The 18,602-nt window shown below is 73.6% G+C and carries 19 protein-coding genes; 7 read left to right on the top strand and 12 right to left on the bottom strand.

Going from position 1 to position 18,602, the window contains the following annotated elements:
* Positions 1-53: 53 nt before the first annotated feature.
* Complete coding sequence (locus tag ACFPM7_RS05330) at positions 54-419, bottom strand: winged helix-turn-helix transcriptional regulator (protein ID WP_378244419.1); 366 nt, start codon at positions 417-419, stop codon at positions 54-56.
* Between the two features lie 98 nt (positions 420-517).
* Between ACFPM7_RS05330 and ACFPM7_RS05325 the strand changes: the two genes are divergently transcribed.
* A complete protein-coding gene (locus ACFPM7_RS05325; protein WP_378244417.1) occupies positions 518-1,363 on the top strand; it encodes an SDR family oxidoreductase in 846 nt (281 codons plus the stop codon).
* An 18-nt stretch (positions 1,364-1,381) separates the two neighbouring features.
* Here the strand turns inward: ACFPM7_RS05325 and ACFPM7_RS05320 are convergent, their stop codons facing one another.
* From ACFPM7_RS05320 to ACFPM7_RS05305, 4 genes are all read right to left on the bottom strand, one after another.
* Positions 1,382-2,044, bottom strand: a complete 663-nt coding sequence (locus ACFPM7_RS05320; RefSeq protein WP_378244415.1) for a methionine ABC transporter permease — start codon at positions 2,042-2,044, stop codon at positions 1,382-1,384.
* Entirely contained in the window at positions 2,041-3,051 is a 1,011-nt protein-coding gene (locus ACFPM7_RS05315) for a methionine ABC transporter ATP-binding protein (RefSeq protein WP_378244413.1), read from the bottom strand. Before ACFPM7_RS05315 ends, ACFPM7_RS05320 begins: the two co-directional genes overlap by 4 nt.
* Positions 3,051-3,977, bottom strand: coding sequence for a MetQ/NlpA family ABC transporter substrate-binding protein (locus ACFPM7_RS05310; protein ID WP_378244410.1), 927 nt, complete (start codon positions 3,975-3,977; stop codon positions 3,051-3,053). The genes ACFPM7_RS05315 and ACFPM7_RS05310 overlap by 1 nt, the downstream gene beginning before the upstream one ends.
* 141 nt (positions 3,978-4,118) lie before the next feature.
* Entirely contained in the window at positions 4,119-4,898 is a 780-nt protein-coding gene (locus ACFPM7_RS05305) for an isocitrate lyase/PEP mutase family protein (protein WP_378244408.1), read from the bottom strand.
* 98 nt (positions 4,899-4,996) lie between these two features.
* Here ACFPM7_RS05305 and ACFPM7_RS05300 point away from each other — a divergent pair, with 98 nt between their 5' ends.
* The 4 genes from ACFPM7_RS05300 (at position 4,997) to ACFPM7_RS05285 (ending at position 9,053) form a co-directional block, all read left to right on the top strand.
* Positions 4,997-6,280 carry a sensor histidine kinase gene (locus ACFPM7_RS05300; protein WP_378244406.1) on the top strand — a complete coding sequence of 428 codons (1,284 nt, stop codon included), beginning with the start codon at positions 4,997-4,999 and terminating at the stop codon, positions 6,278-6,280.
* Positions 6,277-6,942: a response regulator gene (locus ACFPM7_RS05295; RefSeq protein ID WP_378244404.1), complete on the top strand. Its 666-nt coding sequence runs from the start codon at positions 6,277-6,279 to the stop codon at positions 6,940-6,942. The genes ACFPM7_RS05300 and ACFPM7_RS05295 overlap by 4 nt, the downstream gene beginning before the upstream one ends.
* 78 nt (positions 6,943-7,020) lie before the next feature.
* A complete protein-coding gene (locus tag ACFPM7_RS05290; protein ID WP_378244402.1) occupies positions 7,021-7,902 on the top strand; it encodes an ABC transporter ATP-binding protein in 882 nt (293 codons plus the stop codon).
* A complete protein-coding gene (locus tag ACFPM7_RS05285) occupies positions 7,899-9,053 on the top strand; it encodes an ABC transporter permease (protein WP_378244400.1) in 1,155 nt (384 codons plus the stop codon). Before ACFPM7_RS05290 ends, ACFPM7_RS05285 begins: the two co-directional genes overlap by 4 nt.
* 49 nt (positions 9,054-9,102) lie before the next feature.
* Here ACFPM7_RS05285 and ACFPM7_RS05280 read toward each other — a convergent pair whose 3' ends face one another.
* The 6 genes from ACFPM7_RS05280 to ACFPM7_RS05255 all read right to left on the bottom strand — a co-directional run bounded on the left by ACFPM7_RS05280 (position 9,103) and on the right by ACFPM7_RS05255 (position 15,670).
* Complete coding sequence (locus ACFPM7_RS05280; protein ID WP_378244398.1) at positions 9,103-9,870, bottom strand: amino acid ABC transporter ATP-binding protein; 768 nt, start codon at positions 9,868-9,870, stop codon at positions 9,103-9,105.
* Positions 9,867-11,336: an ABC transporter substrate-binding protein/permease gene (locus tag ACFPM7_RS05275; protein ID WP_378244396.1), complete on the bottom strand. Its 1,470-nt coding sequence runs from the start codon at positions 11,334-11,336 to the stop codon at positions 9,867-9,869. The genes ACFPM7_RS05280 and ACFPM7_RS05275 overlap by 4 nt, the downstream gene beginning before the upstream one ends.
* Before the next feature lie 77 nt (positions 11,337-11,413).
* Positions 11,414-12,400 carry a sensor histidine kinase gene (locus ACFPM7_RS05270; RefSeq protein WP_378244394.1) on the bottom strand — a complete coding sequence of 329 codons (987 nt, stop codon included), beginning with the start codon at positions 12,398-12,400 and terminating at the stop codon, positions 11,414-11,416.
* A 91-nt stretch (positions 12,401-12,491) separates the two neighbouring features.
* A complete protein-coding gene (locus ACFPM7_RS05265) occupies positions 12,492-14,468 on the bottom strand; it encodes a hypothetical protein (protein WP_378244392.1) in 1,977 nt (658 codons plus the stop codon).
* Between the two features lie 6 nt (positions 14,469-14,474).
* The gene (locus ACFPM7_RS05260) at positions 14,475-15,140 is read right to left on the bottom strand and encodes a response regulator transcription factor (protein ID WP_378244390.1); all 666 of its coding nucleotides are present in this window, start codon (positions 15,138-15,140) and stop codon (positions 14,475-14,477) included.
* A complete protein-coding gene (locus ACFPM7_RS05255) occupies positions 15,131-15,670 on the bottom strand; it encodes a histidine kinase (protein ID WP_378244389.1) in 540 nt (179 codons plus the stop codon). The genes ACFPM7_RS05260 and ACFPM7_RS05255 overlap by 10 nt, the downstream gene beginning before the upstream one ends.
* Positions 15,671-15,801: 131 nt before the next feature.
* Here ACFPM7_RS05255 and ACFPM7_RS05250 point away from each other — a divergent pair, with 131 nt between their 5' ends.
* Entirely contained in the window at positions 15,802-17,679 is a 1,878-nt protein-coding gene (locus ACFPM7_RS05250; RefSeq protein WP_378244387.1) for an Hsp70 family protein, read from the top strand.
* 16 nt (positions 17,680-17,695) lie between these two features.
* On the opposite strand, the gene ACFPM7_RS05245 is transcribed toward ACFPM7_RS05250, so the two are convergent.
* Positions 17,696-17,830: a hypothetical protein gene (locus tag ACFPM7_RS05245; protein ID WP_378244385.1), complete on the bottom strand. Its 135-nt coding sequence runs from the start codon at positions 17,828-17,830 to the stop codon at positions 17,696-17,698.
* Positions 17,831-18,078: 248 nt separating this feature from the next.
* Here ACFPM7_RS05245 and ACFPM7_RS05240 point away from each other — a divergent pair, with 248 nt between their 5' ends.
* Positions 18,079-18,570 (top strand): sigma-70 family RNA polymerase sigma factor, encoded by a 492-nt coding sequence (locus ACFPM7_RS05240; RefSeq protein WP_378244383.1) that lies wholly within the window; start codon positions 18,079-18,081, stop codon positions 18,568-18,570.
* Positions 18,571-18,602: the final 32 nt, after the last annotated feature.

Raw genomic sequence — 18,602 nt, 5'->3', positions numbered from 1 at the left:
ATCCGCCACCGATGTGAAGCGCTCGCGGCGCCGAGTAGCGGGGCCACGCCCCGCTACTCGGCCAGGATGTCCTCGGCGTGCTGGGCGATCCAGGCCATCAGCGGGACCAGGAGGGCGGCGAGTTCCTCGCCTCGGGGAGTCAGGGAGTACTCGACGTGCGGGGGGACCTCCGGGCGGGCGTCGCGGTGGAGGAAGCCGTCCTGGTCGAGGGTGCGGAGGGTTTGGGCGAGCATCTTCTCGCTGACGCCCTGGGCGCGGCGGCGGAGTTCGCTCCAGCGGAGGGGGGTGCCCTCGGAGAGGGCGAGCAGGATCAGGACGCCCCACTTGCTGGTGACGTGGTCCAGCACTGTGCGGCTCGGGCACCTGGCGGGGAAGACGCCGTCGGGGAAGTGGGTACGGAGCTGGGAACTCACCTTCATGTAGGTACCTTACTCAGAAGTGCGTACTCTCCGATGGGAAGTATGCGCTGCGGCCGGCCGTTGTGCGGGGTGTTGACCACCGAAACGGGAGGACCCGCATGACCATCCTCGTCACCGGAACCAGCGGACAGCTGGGCCGACTCGTCGTGGAAGCGCTGCTCGACCGCGGCGTCGCCGCCGATCGGATCGTGGCCACGGCGCGCGACACATCCGCGGTGGCCGATCTCGCCGCCCGCGGTGTGGTGACGCGCGCGGCCGACTACGAGGACCCGGCCTCGCTCGACGCCGCCTTCGCCGGGGTGGACACGGCGCTGCTGGTGTCCTCCAACGCCGTCGGGCAGCGCGTGGCGCAGCACCGCAACGTCATCGAGGCCGCCGCGCGGGCCGGGGTGTCGCTGGTGGCCTACACGAGCCTGCTGGGCGCGGACACCTCCGACCTCATCCTCGCCGCCGAGCACACAGCGACCGAGGACCTGCTGCGCGCCTCCGGTGTCCCGCACGTGCTCCTGCGCAACGGCTGGTACGTGGAGAACCACACCGCCCAGCTGCCCGCCGCCGTCATCCACGGCTCGGCGGGCGACGGCCGGATCAGCGGCGCCACCCGCGCCGACTACGCCGAAGCCGCCGCCGTCGTCCTCACCTCGCCCGACCAGGCGGGCAAGGTCTACGAGCTGGGCGGCGACACCGCCTATACCCTGGCCGACCTCGCCGCCGAGGCGGGCGCGCAGTCCGGCGCCCCCGTCGCCTACCGCGACCTCTCCCCCGCCGACCACGTCGCAGCGCTCACCGCCGCGGGCCTGCCCGCGCCGTTCGCCGAGGTGCTGGCCGACTCCGACCGCGGCGTGCGGGAAGGCAGGCTGCGCACCGATTCCCGGGACCTGTCCACCCTCATCGGCAGGCCGACCACCCCACTGTCCGACGCGGTGAAGTCCGCGCTCGCGTGAGCGGGCACCGCCTGGCCATCAGCGTCGAAGGACCCGGTTGGCCAGGCGGTTGCCGGTGAACTGCGCCAGCTGCACCAGCCCGATGATGATCACCACGGCGACTGCCGTCACCACCCAGTCGAACCGCTGGTACCCGTACACGATGGCGAAGTCCCCCAGCCCGCCTCCGCCGATGGCCCCGGCCACCGCCGACATGTCCACCACCGCGACGAACACGAAGGTGTACCCCAGGATCAGCGGCCCGAGCGCCTCGGGCACCAGCAGCGTGGCGATGATCCGCAGTGGACTCGCGCCCATCGCGCGGGCCGCCTCGATGACCCCGGGATCGATGGCGACCAGGTTCTGCTCCACGATCCGCGATATCCCGAAGGTGGCGGCGACGACCAGCGCGAACGTGGCCGCGCCGGTGCCCAGCTGGGTGCCGATCACCGAGATCGTCACCGGCCCGAGGACGGTGACGAAGATGATGAACGGGATCGGCCGGATGACGTTGACCAGCGCGTTGAGCACGGCGAACACCGCGCGGTTGGCGAGGATGCCGCCCGGTCGCGTCGTGTGGAGCAGGATGCCGAGGCCCAGGCCGAGCAACCCGCTCACCACCAGCGTCACCGAGACCATCCACAGCGTCTGCCCGAGCCCGGTCAGCAGCGCGGGGCCGAGCACGGTCCAGTCGGCGCTCATCCCAGGTCCTCCACGGGCGTCGTGGCGCGCAGCGCGGCGATGGCCCTGTCGACGGAGTCGTCCGGGCCGGTCAGCTCCAGGGTGAGGCTGCCGACCGCGGCCCCGCCGACGTCCTTGATGCCGCCGTGGACGATCTCGAACGCCACGCCGTGCCCGGTGGCGGCGGCGGTGAGGGCCGGGCCGATGCGGACGTCGTCGCGGACGCGGGCGGTGACCAGCCTGCCGGGGTGGCGGGCGCGGATGCGGGCCAGGTCGTCGGCGGCGGGGCGGTCGTGCAGGGCGGTGGCGACGAAGCGGCGGGTGACCTCGCGGCGCGGGTCGGTGAAGACCGTGCGGACGTCGCCGTGCTCGACCAGCCTGCCCGCCTCCAGCACCGAGACGCGGTCGGCGATGGCGCGCACGACCTCCATCTCGTGGGTGATCACCACGATGGTGACGCCCAGCTCGGTGTTGACCCGCTTGAGCAGGCGCAGCACCTCGCCGGTGGTCTCCGGGTCGAGGGCGCTGGTGGCCTCGTCGGCGAGCAGCACCTTCGGGTTCGCCGCCAGCGCCCTGGCGATGCCGACGCGCTGCTTCTGCCCGCCGGAGAGCCTGCCCGGGTACCGCCAGGCGTGCTCGGCGATGCCGACGAAGTGCAGCAGCTCGGTGACCCGCCGCTCGCGCTCGGCCCTGCCCCACCGCGCCACCCGCAGCGGGTAGGCGACGTTCTCGAACACCGTGCGCGAGCGCAGGAGGTTGAACTGCTGGAACACCATGCCGATGCCCTTGCGCACCTCGCGCAGGTCGCGCTCGGACAGCGCGGTGAGGTCGACCCCGTCGACCACCACCGCGCCGGAGGTCGGCCGCTCCAGGGCGTTGATGAGGCGCACGAGCGTGCTCTTGCCCGCGCCCGAGTGCCCGATCACCGCGTGCACCTCGCCCGCGCCAATCTCCAGGTCGACGTCCTCCAGCGCGGTGACCCCGCCCTCGAACGCCTTGCCGACGCCGCGGAACTCGATGAGCGCCATCAGCCCGCGGCGCGGATCGTGTCCGACAGCGTCCCGAGGATGCCCGCCAGCTCGTCGGCGGGCCGCTCCACCGCCACCGACGTGCCCTTGGACTCGGCCTCGACCAGCGAGGTGACCCTCGGGTCGCGGTACAGCTCGGCGACGCGGCGCAGCACCGGGTCGTCCTTGGTGTCGGCGCGGGCGACGATGGCGTTGATGTAGGGCTCGGCCGTGGGGCTGGCCGGGTCGTCGCCGAAGAGGGCGGTGGACGGGTCGAGGCCGCCGTTGAGCGCGAAGTTGTTGTTCACGACCGCCGCGTCCACCGACGACAGCGACGCGACGGTCTGCGCCGCGTCGACCGGGGTGACGGTGACCTTGGACTCCTCGGCGACGATCTCGGCCGGGGTGGACAGCACGGACCCGCCGCCGGTCAGCGTGATCAGCCCGGCCTGCTGCAGGACCAGCAGCGCCCGCGCCTGGTTCGTCGGGTCGTTCGGGATGGCGACCGTGCCGCCGTCGGGGATCGCCTCGACGGTGCCGTGCTTGCGCGAGTACAGCGACAGCGGAACCACGTAGGTGGAGGCGATCGGGGTCAGCGTGTCGCTGTTGGCGACGTTGTAGTTGGCGAGGAACAGCAGGTGCTGGAACAGGTTCAGGTCCAGCTGCCCCTGGGAGAGCGCCGGGTTGGCCTGGGTGTAGTCGCTGAAGCTGACCACGTCGAGGGTGATTCCCTCGGCGGCGGCCAGTTCCCGGTAGGTGGCCCAGTACGGAGCGCCCGCCTCGGTGGTGCCGATGCGGACGGTGCGCGCCTGGGGGTCGTCGTCGCCGGTGGTCCACACGACGGCGACGACCGCCATGACGGCGACGACCAGGAACGCGATGAGTCCGATCAGGACTCCGCGGCGCTGGGGGCGCTCGGGCAGCTGGGGGGTGGTCAGCTCGGACATCCTCGCCTCTCTCGACTGGGTGGTGCGGGGGATGTGCCCACCCTTGCCGAGCGCGTGCGGGCGGCCAAACCGTTCCAGATCGTGGTTCTGTGGCGCAGGACTCACGGATTCCGGCGGTGAGGCCGACCACCCCGCGGCGGCTCAGTTCAGCGGGCGCGTGCCCTCGGGCACTCCCCCGCCCGCGTGCGCGGACTCGACCAGCTCGGCCAGCGCCGTCAGCGCGACCCGCTGCGACATCGGTCCGAAGGAGACGCGCGCCACGCCGAGCTTCGCCAGCTCGGCCAGCGGCGGGGTGCCGGGCAGGGCGATGGTCGTCAGGCGCTGCGGGCCGAAGGCGTCGACCAGGGCGCCCACCTGGTCGAGGTCGAGCTTGCCGGGCACGAACACCACGGGCGCGCCCGCGTCCAGGAACGCCGTGCCGCGGGCCACGGCGTCGGCGAGGACGTCGGCCGGTTCGCGGTCGGCGGCGTGCAGGAAGACGTCGGTGCGGGCGTTGAGGACGAAGTCGGCGACGCCCTCGGCCTCTGCGGCCCGCATCACGGCGGCGACCTGGGCGACCGCCTCGTCCAGCGGCTTCACCTGGTCTTCGAGGTTCGCGCCGACCACGCCGACGCCGATGGCCTTGCGGACCGTCTCGGCCGCGTTCCCGTAGCCGCCCTCCAGGTCGGCGGTCACCGGCAGTTCGGTGGCCCGCACGATCAGGCCGACCTCGGCGATCATCTCGTCGGCGGGGATGACCTCGCCGTCGGGGTAGCCGCGGCTGGCGGCGATCGAGTGGCTGGCCGTCGCGATGGCCTTCGTCCCGGGGATGTCGGTCACGACCCTGGCCGAGATGGCGTCCCACACGTTCACCACGGTGAGCAGGGCCGGGTCGCGGTGCAGGGCGAGCAGCTCGGCGGCCTTGGCCGCGAGGGGGGTCATGTCCGGTGGCTCCTGTCGCCGTGATCCGCCGGCGGGCTCGCCGGCCACTCCCTTGTACCGCAGATCCCGCGCGCGCACCGGGAGCTACCGTGGGCGACATGGGCACGGACACCGACTGGGAAGCCTGGGAGCGGCCGGGGCCGACCGCGGCGCGGCGGCGCGGGGACCTGTGGGTCGGGCTCGCGGTGTTCGCCGCGGCCGTCGTCAACCTGGTGCTGATCAACAGCATGGGCGCCTACCTGCTCGGCACCCCGCCGTCGATGCCGGAGCAGCTGCTGTGGACGGCCGGGCTGACGCTGCCGCTGATGGTCCGCACCCGGTTCCCGGTGCTGGTGCTCGTGGTCGTCGGCGCGGTGTTCATCGCCCAGCAGGTGCGCCAGAGTGGCGACACGCTCGTCCCGTCGATCGCGCTGTTCCTGGCGATCTACACCGTCGGCGCCTGGGAACCCAACCGGGTGCTGGCCCGCTGGTCGCGCGCGCTGGTCATCGCCGCGATGTTCATCTGGCTGGGCATCAGCCTCGTCATGGCGATCGTCGGCACCGCGCCGGAGTTCCCCGACGCGGCCGGGCCGTTCGACCCGGTGCTGGCCTCGGTGCTCTACAGCATCCTGTTCAACCTGCTGTTCTTCCTCTCGGCCTACTTCTTCGGCTCGATGGCCTGGCTCTCCGCGCGCCGGGAGGCGCAGCTGGCGCACGCCGCCGACGAGCTGCGCCGCTCGCAGGAGCAGAACACCTGGGGCGCGGTGGTGGCCGAGCGGGTGCGCATCGCCCGCGACCTGCACGACGTCGTGGCCCACCATGTCTCGGTGATGGGCGTGCAAGCGGGCGCGGCGCGGCGCGTGCTGGGCAAGGACCCGGAGGCGGCCAGCGCGGCGCTGCGCGCGGTCGAGGAGACCGCGCGGGTGACGATCAGCGAACTGCGCGGCCTGCTGGGCGTGCTGCGCGCCGACGACCGGGCCGCCGCGCCCGCCGACGCGCACCCCGGCCTCGGCCAGCTCGCCGACCTGGTCGAGTCGGCGCGGACGACGGGCCTCGCGGTCGACTTCGGCGTCTACGGCGAGCAGCGCCCGGTCCCCGACGGGGTCGCGCTCTCGGCCTACCGGGTGGTGCAGGAGGCGCTGACCAACGTGGTCAAGCACGCCCGCGCCCGCCGCGCCGACGTGCGGGTGCGCTACCTGGCCGACTCGCTGGAGGTGGAGGTGTCCGACGACGGGACCGGCGGTCACTCGCCGGGCGCGGGGTTCGGCCTGGTCGGCATGCGCGAGCGGGTCGCGGTGCACGGCGGTGAGCTGGTGGCCGGGCCGAAGGACGGGCCCGGCTACCGTGTGCGCGCCACCCTGCCGACCCGCTCGGCCGACCGCGAGGAGGTGCCCGCCCCGTGACCGAACCGCTGCGGGTCGTGCTCGTCGACGACCAGGACCTGGTCAGAGCCGGATTTCGGGTCATCCTCGGTACCGAGGACGGCATCGAGGTGGTGGGCGAGGCCGGTGACGGCGCCGCCGCCGTCGAACTGGTGGCCCGCCTGCGCCCCGACGTGGTGCTGATGGACGTCCAGATGCCGGGTGTCGACGGCTTGGAGGCCACCCGCCGCATCCTGGGCGACGCGGGCGCCGACAGCTCCATCAAGATCGTCATCCTGACGACCTTCGACCGCGAGGACTACCTGTTCGAGGCGCTGCGCTCGGGCGCCAGCGGCTTCCTGCTCAAGAACGCCTCGCCGGAGGACCTCATCGAGTCGGTCAGGGTGGTCGCGCGCGGGGACGCGCTGCTCTCCCCCGAGGTCACCCGCAGGGTGGTGGCCCGCTTCTCCGGCGGACCGGTCGCCGCGACCCGCCCGCCGCAGCTGACCGACCGCGAGTACGAAGTGCTCGTCGCCCTGGCCCGCGGCGCCAGCAACGGCGAGATCGCCAAGGACCTGCACCTCGGCGAGGCCACGGTCAAGACGCACGTCTCGCGCATCCTGTCCAAACTGGACCTGCGGGACCGCACGCACGCGGTGGTCTACGCCTACGAGAACGGCATCGTCGCCCCGGGCACCGCCTGAGGTCCCCCGCGCGGATGACCCGGGAGTCGTCCGCGCGCCGGACGCGCTGATCGGGCGAATCGGACTAGCGTTCTGCCCATGTTGAGCGTGGACGGGATCGAACGCAGCTTCGGGGAGAAGCGGGTGCTCGACGGGGTGAGCTTCGACGTCGCCCCGGGACGGATGACCGGGTTCCTCGGGGCCAACGGCGCGGGCAAGACCACCACCATGCGGATCATCCTCGGCGTGCTCGCGCCGCAGGGGGGACGGGTGGTCTGGCAGGGACGGCCGGTGACCCAGGACGTGCGCCAGCGCTTCGGGTACATGCCCGAGGAGCGCGGCCTGTACCCGAAGATGCGTGTCGCCGAGCAGATCGCGTGGCTGGGCCAGCTGCACGGGCTCAGCCGGGCGGCGGCCAAGAAGGACACCGAGCAGCTGCTGGAGCAGCTGGGGCTGGCCGAGCGGGCAGGCGACAAGCTGGAGGAGCTGTCGCTGGGCAACCAGCAGCGCGCCCAGGTCGCCGCCGCGCTGGTGCACCGGCCCGAGGCGCTGATCCTGGACGAGCCGTTCTCCGGCCTGGACCCGATCGCCGTCGACACGGTGCTGGCCACGCTGCGCGAGCGGGCCGCGGCGGGCGTGCCGGTGCTGTTCTCCAGCCACCAGCTGGCGCTGGTCGAGCGGCTCTGCGACGACCTGGTGATCATCTCCGGCGGCGGGATCGTCGCCAAGGGCAGCCGCGAGGAGCTGCGCGCCAAGCACGGGCCGCCGCGCTTCGAGCTGGTGGTCGACTCCGACGCGGGCTGGCTGCGCGACCACCCCGGCATCCGGGTGGTCGACGTGGACGGTCCGCGCGCGGTGTTCGACCTCGACGGGCGCGGTGACCAGGAAGTGCTGCGGGAGGCGCTGCGGCGCGGCGACGTGCGCAGCTTCTCCCCCGTGCACCCGTCCCTCGACGAGATCTTCAAGGAGGCCGTCCGATGACGACCACGCTGCCGACCGGCACGTCCGCCGCACCAGCGGCGCCCGGTGCCACGACGACGTCCTTCGCCAGGGCCACCCGGCTCGTCGCCGAGCGCGAGGTGATGAGCTTCCTGCGGATGAAGTCGTTCTGGATCGGCCTCATCGTGCTGCTGGTGGGCCTGTTCGCGACCGCCGTGCTGCCCTCGGTGTTCGGCGGGGGCAAGGACAAGGTCGCCGTCGTCGGGTCGGCGGGCGCGGCCGTGCTCTCCGGCACCGACTTCGAGGTGCGGGAGGTCGCCGACCTCGCCGCCGCGCAGGAACTGGTGCGCGGCGAGGAGGTCGACGCCGCCGTCGTGCCCGACACCAGCGGCGCGTCCGCGACCGGCGTGCGGGTGCTGGCCCTGTCCGACCCGCCGACCGACGTGATCGCCGCGCTGAACACCGCTCCCCCGGTCGATCTGCTCGAACCCTCCGATGTGGGCAGTGGTCAGCGGCAGCTGGTGATCATGGTCTTCTCGCTGCTGTTCCTCATCTTCGGCATGGGCGGCACGGCGATCGCGCAGAGCACGGTGACCGAGAAGCAGACGCGCATCGTGGAGATCCTGGTGGCCACGATCCCGGTCCGGGCGCTGCTGGCGGGCAAGATCCTCGGGCACACCGCCATGACGCTCGGGCAGGTGCTGCTGCTGGCGATCGCGACGCCGGTCGCCCTGGGCATCGGCGGGCAGTCGGAGCTGCTGTCGGTGATCGCCCCCGCGGTGGGCTGGTTCGTGCCGTTCATGGTGCTCGGGTTCGTGCTGCTGGCCGCGATGTGGGGCGTGGCGGGCTCGCTGGTCAGCAGGCAGGAGGACCTCGGCTCGACCATGGGCCCGATGATCATGCTGGTGATGGGCCCGTACTTCCTGGTGATGTTCATGTCCGACAACGCGGTCGCGATGGCCGTGCTCTCGTTCGTGCCGTTCTCGGCGGCGATCGCGATGCCGGTGCGGATGTTCGCGGGCGAGGCGGCGGCGTGGGAGGCGCTGCTGTCGCTCGGAGTGCTCGCGGTGGCGGTGGCGCTGGTGCTGCACCTGTCCACCAGGGTGTTCTCCGGGTCGCTGCTGCGCACCGGCTCGAAGGTGGCGCTGTCGGCGGCGTGGCGCACCGATCGGGTGAGCAGCCCGACGCGGTGACGGGGGGTGGCGGCGGCCGACCGGGGTCTCCCCGGTCGCCCGCCGTCGTTCATCCCGGGTCGAGGATGCGCTTGAGGAAGCGCCGGGTGCGCTCCTCGCGCGGGTCGCCGATCACCTGGGCGCTCGGGCCGCGCTCCACGATGACGCCGCCGTCGAGGAACAGGACCTGGTCGGCCACCTGCTCGGCGAAGCGGATCTCGTGGGTGACGACCACCATCGTCCAGCCCTCGGCCGCCAGGTCCTTGATGACCGCCAGCACCTCGCCGACCAGCTCGGGGTCCAGCGCCGAGGTGGGCTCGTCGAACAGGACCACCCGCGGCTTGAGCGCCAGCGCGCGGGCGATGCCGACGCGCTGCTGCTGCCCGCCGGAGAGCTGGAACGGGTAGGAGCCCGCCTTGTCGGCGAGCCCGACCTGCGCCAGCAGCGCCTCGGCGTCGGCGACGGCCTCCTCGCGGGCGCGGCCCTGGGCGATCACCGGCCCCTCGATGACGTTCTCCAGCACGGTCTTGTGCGGGAACAGGTTGTGCGCCTGGAAGACCATGCCGCTCTGCGCCCGCAGCCTGCTGCTCTCCCTGCGGCCCGCCTTGCCCTTGGGCAGCGCGGCGAAGTCGACCTCGACGTCGTCGATGGCCACCGTCCCGCGCTCGGGCAGCTCCAGGGCGTTGAGCGAGCGCAGCACTGTGGTCTTGCCCGACCCGGACGGTCCCAGCAGGACAGTCGAGGTGCCGCGCGCGGACTCGAAGTCGATGCCGCGCAGCACCTTGTTCTCGCCGAAGGACTTCTCCAGTCCGGTCACCCGGATGCGTGTCTCGGTCATTTGGCCACGTACCTGTCCAGTCGGGTCTCCAGTCGTTTCTGCCCGGCGGAGAGTGCCACGCAGATCACCCAGTAGTACAGCCCCGCGAAGGCGTAGAGCGCCAGGAACTCGTTGCTCTCCGCCGCGGCGAGCTGCGACTCGCGGAACAGCTCGGTCAGCAGGACGACCGAGCCCAGCGAGGTGTCCTTGAGCAGGGAGATCAGCGTGTTGGACAGCGGCGGCACCGCTGTTCTGGCCGCCTGCGGGAAGACGATGCGGGTCAGCGTCCTGCGGTAGTCCAACCCGATGGTCGACGCCGCCTCGAACTGCCCCTTCGGCACCGCGAGGATCGCCGATCTCACCACTTCGGCGGCGTAGCCCGCCACGTTGAGGCTGAAGGCCACGACCGCCGCGGTGAAGGGCGGGAACTTCAGGCCTATCTGCGGCAGCCCGTAGAACACGATGAACAGCTGCAGCAGCAGCGGCGTCCCTCTGATGATGGAGATGAACGCGCGCGCCAGGCCGGAGAGCACCCGGTAGGAGGAGATCCGCGCCAACGCGACGAACACCGCCAGCACGAGACCGATGGCGAAGCTCAGCGCGGTGAGCGGGATGGTCACCTTGACCAGGCCGACGAACATCGGCCAGGCCGTGTTCCCCAGCGTCTCCCACACGCCGCGCTGGCCGCGGCCGTCGGAGAGGTCGGCGCTGCCGCCGTCGGGCACGGAGACGTCGGCCTTGAAGTACCTCTGCGAGATGCCCGCGAGCGTCCCGTCGGCCCTGAGCGCGGTGATCGCCCGGTTGGCCTGGTCGAGCAGCGCGGTGTCGGCCTTGCGGAAGGCCAGCACCTGCTCACTGCCCTCCTCCCCGGCGTCCCCCGCTATCTCGATCTCGGTGGAGCCGGTGGTGGCCAGGTAGTCGAGCACCGCGATGTTGTCGTTGACGATCCCGTCGACCCGCCCCTGGACGAGCAGCGCCGCGGCCTGCGCGAACCCCTCGACGGCCTCGACGTTCGCTCCGGCCCCGCGGGCGATGTCGGCCCAGTTGCTCGTCGCCGACTGGGCGGTGGTCTTGCCCTTGAGATCGGCCAGCGTCTTGATCGACTCATCACCCGTGCGCCGGACGACGACGCCCCGGGAGTAGGTGTAGGTCTCCGACAGCCCGTACTTGGCCGCCCGCTCCTCGTTCACCGACACCTGGTTGGCGATGAGATCGATCCGCCCGGAGTCCAGCGCCGGGAAGATGGCGTCCCACTGCGTCTCCACGAACTCCAGCCGCCACCCGGCCTTGTCCGCGATCGCCTTGATGACCTCGATGTCGTAGCCGGTGAGTTCCTGGGTGGTCGGGTCGTGGAACGAGAACGGCGGATACGTCCCCTCCGTCCCCACCTTCACGACCGGCCGTTCATCCTGCGCCGCGCCTGCCTGCGCGGGCACGACCACCATCAGCAGCAGGAACAGCAGCAGACCTCTGAGCACATGTCGCATCAGCGACTCCCTCGCCTCCCCGATCCGATCATGCGGGCAAAGCTAGTGCGATTGGCGAAGTCCGGCTCGGTGATCCATCATGCGGGACCGGTCGGGACGGCGCCGGTGACGGTGGTGCCCCGGCCGGGGGTGGAGTGGACCCGGGCGGTGCCGCCGACAGCGGTGGCCCGGGTGGAGAGGTTGTGCAGGCCCGCGTCCGGGGGGAGGTCGGCGAAGCCGGGGCCGGTGTCGGTGACGGTGAACTCCAGGGTGGGGCCGGTGTCGCGCAGGGAGACGGTGATGGCGGCCCCGGGGGCGTGCTTGTGGGCGTTGTTCACCGCTTCCATGCAGATGAAGTAGACGGCCGACTCGGCGACGGGGGGATAGCGGCGCAGGCCGCCGCCCAGGTCGAGGGTCACGTCGGCGTGGCCGGTGAGTTCGGCGGCCAGGGCCGCACCGAGGCCCTGGGAGACCAGGGCGATGGGCAGGATGCCCGCCGCGGTCCTGACGACCAGGTCCTCGGCGTCGTCCAGCTTGGCCATGAGGTCGTCGATGGCGGTGCGGGACAGGTCGGTCTGGCCGCTGGACAGGACGTGCTCCAGCAGGGCGACGGACAGCTTGAGGGCGACCAGCTGGTGCTGGGCGCCGTCGTGCAGGTCGCGTTCGAGGGTGCGGCGTTCGCGGTCCATCTCGGCGGCGGCGCGCCAGCGGGCGTCGGCGAGGTCGCGGGTGGCGGTGTCGCCCGCGCGGCGCAGGGCGTCGGTCTCCTCGCGCAGGCGGGCGGCGGAGAGGACCGGGCCGAGGACGGCGGCGGTCTCCTGCAGCGGGCCCGCCGACTCCGGCACCAGGCCGAGGGTGCCCTGCGCCTTGCCGCCGTGGTCGACGGGGGTGGACCACGATGGACCGTCCGCGCCCCACCCGTAGCGGCGGCCCGCGACCCGCAGCCAGCACCCCTGGGCGCCCGCCGCCCTGCCGACCGCCTCGGCCAGCGCGGCGAGGTCGGGCTGGACCCCGTCCGGCCACGGGACGCGCAGCCACGCAGCCACCGCGGCGACCGCCCGCTCGTCCCGTTCGCGCACCCGCACCCCCGCGACGCTACCGCGACGGCGGCGGGCCACGGCCGGGTGATCCGCGTTGCCGGTTGCCAGTGCGGGACCTGCCGAAACTGTTGCGACGTCAGCGCGCGGCGATCCCCTCGCAGGTGCGCACCAGCACCTCCGCGGCGGCCCGCACGGACCCCGTCGCCGCGGGGTGCGCGCCCGCCGCCCGCCACCGGTCGGCCGCGTCGCGGGCGGCGGAGCGGACCCGCGCGTCCGAGGCGCCCGACGGCAGGTCCAGGCGGGACCGGGCGTCCAGGCCGTGCACCCCGAGCAGGCGCAGCGCCTCGCCGTGGCGGTCGCGGAGCAGGACCGCGCCGCGGTCTATGTCGTCCATCAGGTCCAGTTCGGCCAGGTCGTGGGCGCAGGCGCGGACCCGCTCCACCGACCACGCCAGCGAGTGCCCGTCGCGCAGGGCGCGGACCAGGGCGGCGGCGTCCACGAGCGCCCGGCGCGCGGCCACGGTGTCGGCCCGCAGCAGCAATCCCCTGGCAACGGCCTCGCGCAGAGCGCCGCGGCCCGGGACGGTGTGCGGAGCCGCGGCTTCCAGCACCATGACGCGGTGCTCGGCCGAGCGCAGGGCCGCGCGCAGCCACGGCGCGGGCGGGGACGGGCACACGACGGCGTCCACCGCCCACACCGGGTCGACCGGCAGCGCGGCGGCGAGTGCGGCGTCCAGCGGTGTGGTCAAGTCCACGATGGACAGCGAGCGCAGCGGTTCGGCCGGGAGCCGGACGACAGGGTTGCCCGCCGGGTCGGTGGTGGCGTCCCCCTCGCCGTGGACGTACCAGGTGGGCTGCTCGGCGGGCGGCACGTCGATGCCGAGCAGGGCGCTGACGGCGCGGTGCCCGCCGAGGACGGCCAGGCGGGGCGGGTGGTGCAGGCGCTCGGCGATGGCCGCCCAGCGGTCGCGGACGCGCTGGTCCGGCGCGGTCTGCCAGCCGTGTTCCAGCACCCCGCGCACGGCGTCGAGCAGCGAGGTCCCCTCGGGCTGCTCCGGCGGCGCGCCGAGGCGCTCGGGCAGGCGGACGGTGACGGTCACGGGGAACTCCTGCGCCGACGCGTCATCGGTTCCGACCATCCTGGACGTCACGACATCGGCGTAGGCGTCCTCCACGGCGCAGTCGAGGGCGCCGCCCAGCACGGCGATGCGCTCCGCGTCGTCGGCGAGGGCGTCCCCCAGGTCCGCGCGGGCCGACGCGGTGACGCGCACCTGCAGCGCGCCGTCGGCGCGGGAGAGGGCGACGGTCACCGGCGGGCCGCCCCGGGCCGCGACGAGGTTCAGCACCGCGGCGACGGCGTGGTAGAGCCCGGACTCGACCTCCCAGCCCACCCTGCGCCCGAGGTCGCCTGCGAAGCGGACCGGGGTCGCCAAGGTGGCGGCCAGCTCCTCCAGCGCGGCGGCGGGGCCGCGGTCGGGCAGCATCGCCGGGTGGACGCCGCGGACGGTGGTGCGGAAGGTGTCGATCAGGTCGTCCAGCGCGTCGCGCAGGCGCTCGGCCGCGGCCGGGTCAAGGTCGGCGCGCAGGTCGCCCGCGCGGGCCCGGACGTCGCCGAACTCGCGCCCGGTGACCGCGGTGACGGCCGCGACCAGCCTGCGCCGCTCCAGGTCGCGGACCTGGGCGAGGCGGGCGCGAGCGGTGCGCAGCTCGGCGGTGACCGCGTCGGTCCTGGCGGCGGCGCGGTCCCTGGCCGCGCGGTCGCGCTCCACGCGGGCGGCCACGCCGAGCCACACCGCGGTGTCGCCCACCGCGGCGAGTTCGCTCGGGCTGACCCGGCCGGACTTGGCGACGAGCACCGCTCCCCCGCCGGGCACGGCCTCCACCACGGCGAAGCGCGGGTCGGCCGCGGCGGCGGCCACGTCGGCGGCCAGCGCCTGCGGCCGGGGCCGGGGCGGCCAGGCGGCGACGGCGACCAGGCCCGCGGGCGTCGGCACGCAGTAGACGATGTCGCCGCGGACGACCTCGGCCAGGTTGCGGACCAGGGCGGGCACCAGCAGCGGCGCGGGCGCGGTGGAGACGACCTCGTGCGGCGGCCTGCCCCGCGACCTGCGCACGCCCACCTAGCCCCCGATCCGGCGGGACCGCAGGTAGGCGAGCACGGCGAGGACGCGCCGGTGGTGCACGGTCGGGTCGCCGGGGATGTCGAGCTTGGTGAAGATCGCCGCGATGTGCTTCTCCACCGCTTTGGACGAGACGAACAGCTCGCCTGCGATCGCGTTGTTGGTGCGGCCTTCGGCCATCAGCCGCAGGACGTCCATCTCGCGCTCGGTCAGCGAGTCCAGCGGGTCGTCGTCGCGGCCCGCCTGGTTCTGCACCAGCCGCTTGGCCAGCACCGGCTCGATGACGATCTCGCCACCGGCGATCCGCTCCAGCGTGTCGCCGAGCACCTGCACCCCGGCCACGCGCTCCTTGAGCCGGTAGCCGATGCGCTCGGTGCCGATCTCCAGCACCCGCATCAGGTAGTGCGTCTCGGCGTAGTGCGACAGCAGCAGCAGCCCGATCTCCGGGCGGGCGGCCCGGATGCGCGCGGCGGTGAGCAGGCCGCCCTCGGGCTCCGGCGGCATGCGGATGTCCAGCACGGCCACGTCGACCTGCTCGGTGAGCACCAGCGACAGCAGCCTGTCGCCGTCGGGCACGCAGCCGACGACCTGGTGACCGGCCGCCTTCAGCAGCAGCACCAGGCCTTCGCGGAAGAGCGCGCCGTCCTCTGCGATGGCTACCCGCACCGGATCACCGCCCAGCCGACGCGCCCGGCGGCGGTGACCCGCACCCGCACGAACCGCCTGCCGCCGCGCACCCGCACCGCGACGGCGGTGCCGGGCTCCAGCGAGCGCAGGTGGTCGGCGACGAGCAGGCAGACGCGGGAGTGCTCGCGCGGGTCGAGGCCCCCGGCGTCGACGGCCATGTCGATGGTCATGGCGAGGTCCTGGCGCTCGGCGACGGCGCGCAGCGCGGGCTCGAGGCCCGACCCGGCCAGCACCGGCGGGTAGAGCACCTCGCCCATGGCCCGGAGGTCGTCGATGACGTCCTGGACGGTGTCCTGCGCGGCGTCCAGGCGCTTGCGCTCGACGGGATCGGTGACGGTCACGGCGAGCAAGCCTAGTTCCAGCGCCAGCGCGGACGCGCGCAGCGCGGGTCCGTCGTGCAGGGCGCGTTCGAGGGCGCAGCGCAGCTCGGCGGTGTCGCGGTCGGGCGCGCGCAGCCGGTGCGGCCGCGCGCGGAACGGCGACAGCAGCGCGCGCAGCGGTCCGGGCATCCTCACAGCATCGCGGTCGTTAGCACGGGTAGCAATGAGGGGTCCCCGAGTCCGGGGTAGGGACATCCCTACCCAGCGACAGCGGGGTTACTATCCGTGCAAACGGTTTCAGTTTCCATTCAGGGGGACTCGTGCACTACGGGCTCGGTGTCGACCTCGGGACCACCTTCACCGCCGCCGCGGTGTCCGGCCCCCGGGGCACCCGGATGGTCCCGCTGGGACCCGACGTGGTGACGCCGTCGGCGGTGTTCGCCTCGGCCGAGGGCAGGCTGCTGACCGGGACGGCCGCCACGGCCGCGGGCGCGGCCGAGCCGAGCAGGCTGTCCGTGGGCCACAAGCGCAGGCTGGGCGACCCGACGCCGCTGGTGATCGGCGGGGCCGCGTTCTCGGCGGCGGCGCTGCTGGCCGCGCAGCTGCGCGACGTGCTGGGCACGGTGGTCTCCGGCGAGGGCGCCCCGCCCGCCCAGGTCGTGCTGACCTGCCCCGCGGTGTGGGGGCCCTACCGGCGCGAGCACTTCGACGAGGTGCCGCAGCTGGCCGGCGTGCGCGACGTGCGGGTGGTGACCGAGCCGGAGGCCGCGGCGACCCACTACGCGGTCGAGCGCAGGCTCGGCGAGGGTGAGCTGATCGCCGTCTACGACCTCGGCGGCGGCACCTTCGACACCACGATCCTGCGGGCCAGACCCGGTGGCATGGAGATCATCGGCACCCCGGAGGGCGTCGAGCGCCTGGGCGGCATGGACTTCGACGACGCGCTGCTGGCCCACCTGGACAGCCGCCTCGACGGCGCGATCACCGCGCTCGACCCGGCCGACCCCACCGCCGCCACCGCGCTGGCCGCGATCCGCGCGCTGTGCGTGCGCGCCAAGGAAGACCTCTCCACCGAGCCGGACGTGACGCTGGCCGTGCCGCTGCCCGGCGGCGCGCGCGAGGTGCTGGTCACGCGGCTGGAGTTCAACGACATGATCCGCCCGGCCGTCGCCCTGACGACCGAGGCGCTGGAGCGCACGATCACCTCGGCCGGGCTCAAGCCGCAGGACCTCTCCGCCGTGCTGCTCGCGGGCGGGTCCTCGCGCATCCCGCTGGTCTCGCAGATGGTGTCCTCGGCCTTCGGCAGGCCGGTGCGGGCGAGTCTTCACCCCAAGTTCACCGTCGCCCTCGGGGCGGCGGCGACAGCGCGCGCCACCCCGCCCGCCGCCGCTTCCCCGCCGCCCGGCACTCCCCCGTCGGGCCTGAACCCGGTGCCCCCGCTGCCCGCCGTCGCGGCCACGTCGGTGAAGCGTCGGCCGAAGTGGGTCGTGCCCGCCGCCGCCGCGGGCGTGCTGCTGCTCGTCGGGGGCCTGGTCGCCGGGTTCACGCTCTTCGGCGGCGACGACGGCAACGGCGCGCGCGCGTTGGGCGGCCCGTCGCAGGGCGCGACGGCCCCGGCGCAGCCGCCCGGCGAGCGGGTCCTCTATCAGGAGGGGGACGTGCAGCCGTACAAGAGCATCATCGGCTCCGCCGAGAACTGGACCGGCACCCACGTCGGCGTCGACCGCTCGGCCTCGCACGCCGAAATCACCATCAGCCCCGACGACCTGGGCGACGGGCGCAAGGGGCTGCGGGCGAGCTGGTCGGGCTCGGGGGCCGCGCAGCTGTACTTCCAGGACATCGACGGCACGCAGGACATGACCGACATCGTCAGCGGCGACGGCGCGCTGGTGTTCGACGTCGTCGTGTACACCCCGCCCACCGACAACCTCACGGTCCAGGCGCACTGCCGCTACCCGTGCAAGGGCGTCCTGGAGGCCACGGGTCTCTTCGCCGGGCTGCCCGTCGGGGAGAAGACGACGGTGCGCGTCCCGCTGTCCTGCTTTGTCGACAAGGGCCTCAAGCCCGACCAGGTGGACACGTACTTCCTCATCTACACCGAGGGCCGCTTCGAGGCCGCCTTCGACTCGGTGCGCTGGGTGAAAGGCGCGGGCGCGGACTCCGACGCCGTCGGCTGCGCCGACCTGACCAGCCCCTGACCGGCCCACCGGCCGGTCAGGCCGCGTCGGCCAGCACGGGCTCGCGCTCGTCGGCGGCCCCGCCGAGGAAGTCGACCAGGCGCTGCCGCGCGTCGGCCTCGGCGACCAGCTCGCGCAGCTGGGGGCGGTCCGCGGGGGTCTGGGTGTCCATCGCTGTCCCTTCCGGTGCCTCGGTGATCGTTCTCCGCTGATCGTTCTCCGCTGGGCCACGGCCGCCGCGCTCCCGCCGGTTCACCGCGCCGCGAAGGGTAGGGATCGCCCTACCCCGGGGGTGGGGGGACCTCGGGATACCGGCGGGGAAGCCCCTCGCGGTGTGGGGACAGGCCCACCGACAGCGACGGGTCGGTAGCGGAAGTGTTAGGGCATCGGGAAAGCACCTCGATGACCAGGGAGATCGCGATGTCCGCTTTCGACAGCATCGTCCGCGACCACGGGCCCGCCCTGCTCGCCTACGCCACCCGGCTGTGCTGCGGGGACCGCCACCGGGCCGAGGACGTCGTGCAGGAGACCTGGGTGCGCGCCTGGCGCAACATCGACCGCCTGACCGAGGAGCGCGGCTCCGTGCGCGGCTGGCTGACCCGCGTCACCCACAACGTGGCCGTCGACCAGCACCGCCACCGCCAGGCCCGCCCGACCGAGGTCGAACTGCCCGACACCGACCCCACCAGCACCCCGAACCCGGTCGACGAGGTGCTGGACCGCATCGTCGTGACCGCGGCGCTGGACTCGCTGCCGGTCCAGCACCGCAGGACCCTGGTCGAGGTGTACCTGGCCGACCGCACCGCCGCCTCCGCCGCCGTGGCGCTGGACGTGCCGGTGGGCACCGTCAAGAGCCGCGTCCACAACGCCCTGCGCAGCCTCCGCGCCCGCCCCGACCTGCAGGCGGCCTGACCGCCGCCGTACCCGCACGGCTCCGCGCTGCG

It is taken from the genome of Actinokineospora guangxiensis, assembly GCF_042657845.1.
GTDB lineage: Bacteria > Actinomycetota > Actinomycetes > Mycobacteriales > Pseudonocardiaceae > Actinokineospora > Actinokineospora guangxiensis.
The sequence above is the reverse complement of the archived record's forward strand: the minus strand, read 5'-3'. Positions and strand labels throughout refer to the sequence as shown.

Bases quoted from the DNA above. Each gene is read 5' to 3' on its own strand.
- ACFPM7_RS05330 (WP_378244419.1), bottom strand. From the start codon at position 419: ATGAAGGTGAGTTCCCAGCTCCGTACCCACTTCCCCGACGGCGTCTTC.
- ACFPM7_RS05325 (WP_378244417.1), top strand. From the start codon at position 518: ATGACCATCCTCGTCACCGGAACCAGCGGACAGCTGGGCCGACTCGTC.
- ACFPM7_RS05320 (WP_378244415.1), bottom strand. From the start codon at position 2,044: ATGAGCGCCGACTGGACCGTGCTCGGCCCCGCGCTGCTGACCGGGCTC.
- ACFPM7_RS05315 (WP_378244413.1), bottom strand. From the start codon at position 3,051: ATGGCGCTCATCGAGTTCCGCGGCGTCGGCAAGGCGTTCGAGGGCGGG.
- ACFPM7_RS05310 (WP_378244410.1), bottom strand. From the start codon at position 3,977: ATGTCCGAGCTGACCACCCCCCAGCTGCCCGAGCGCCCCCAGCGCCGC.
- ACFPM7_RS05305 (WP_378244408.1), bottom strand. From the start codon at position 4,898: ATGACCCCCCTCGCGGCCAAGGCCGCCGAGCTGCTCGCCCTGCACCGC.
- ACFPM7_RS05300 (WP_378244406.1), top strand. From the start codon at position 4,997: ATGGGCACGGACACCGACTGGGAAGCCTGGGAGCGGCCGGGGCCGACC.
- ACFPM7_RS05290 (WP_378244402.1), top strand. From the start codon at position 7,021: ATGTTGAGCGTGGACGGGATCGAACGCAGCTTCGGGGAGAAGCGGGTG.
- ACFPM7_RS05285 (WP_378244400.1), top strand. From the start codon at position 7,899: ATGACGACCACGCTGCCGACCGGCACGTCCGCCGCACCAGCGGCGCCC.
- ACFPM7_RS05280 (WP_378244398.1), bottom strand. From the start codon at position 9,870: ATGACCGAGACACGCATCCGGGTGACCGGACTGGAGAAGTCCTTCGGC.
- ACFPM7_RS05275 (WP_378244396.1), bottom strand. From the start codon at position 11,336: ATGCGACATGTGCTCAGAGGTCTGCTGCTGTTCCTGCTGCTGATGGTG.
- ACFPM7_RS05255 (WP_378244389.1), bottom strand. From the start codon at position 15,670: ATGCCCGGACCGCTGCGCGCGCTGCTGTCGCCGTTCCGCGCGCGGCCG.
- ACFPM7_RS05245 (WP_378244385.1), bottom strand. From the start codon at position 17,830: ATGGACACCCAGACCCCCGCGGACCGCCCCCAGCTGCGCGAGCTGGTC.
- ACFPM7_RS05240 (WP_378244383.1), top strand. From the start codon at position 18,079: ATGTCCGCTTTCGACAGCATCGTCCGCGACCACGGGCCCGCCCTGCTC.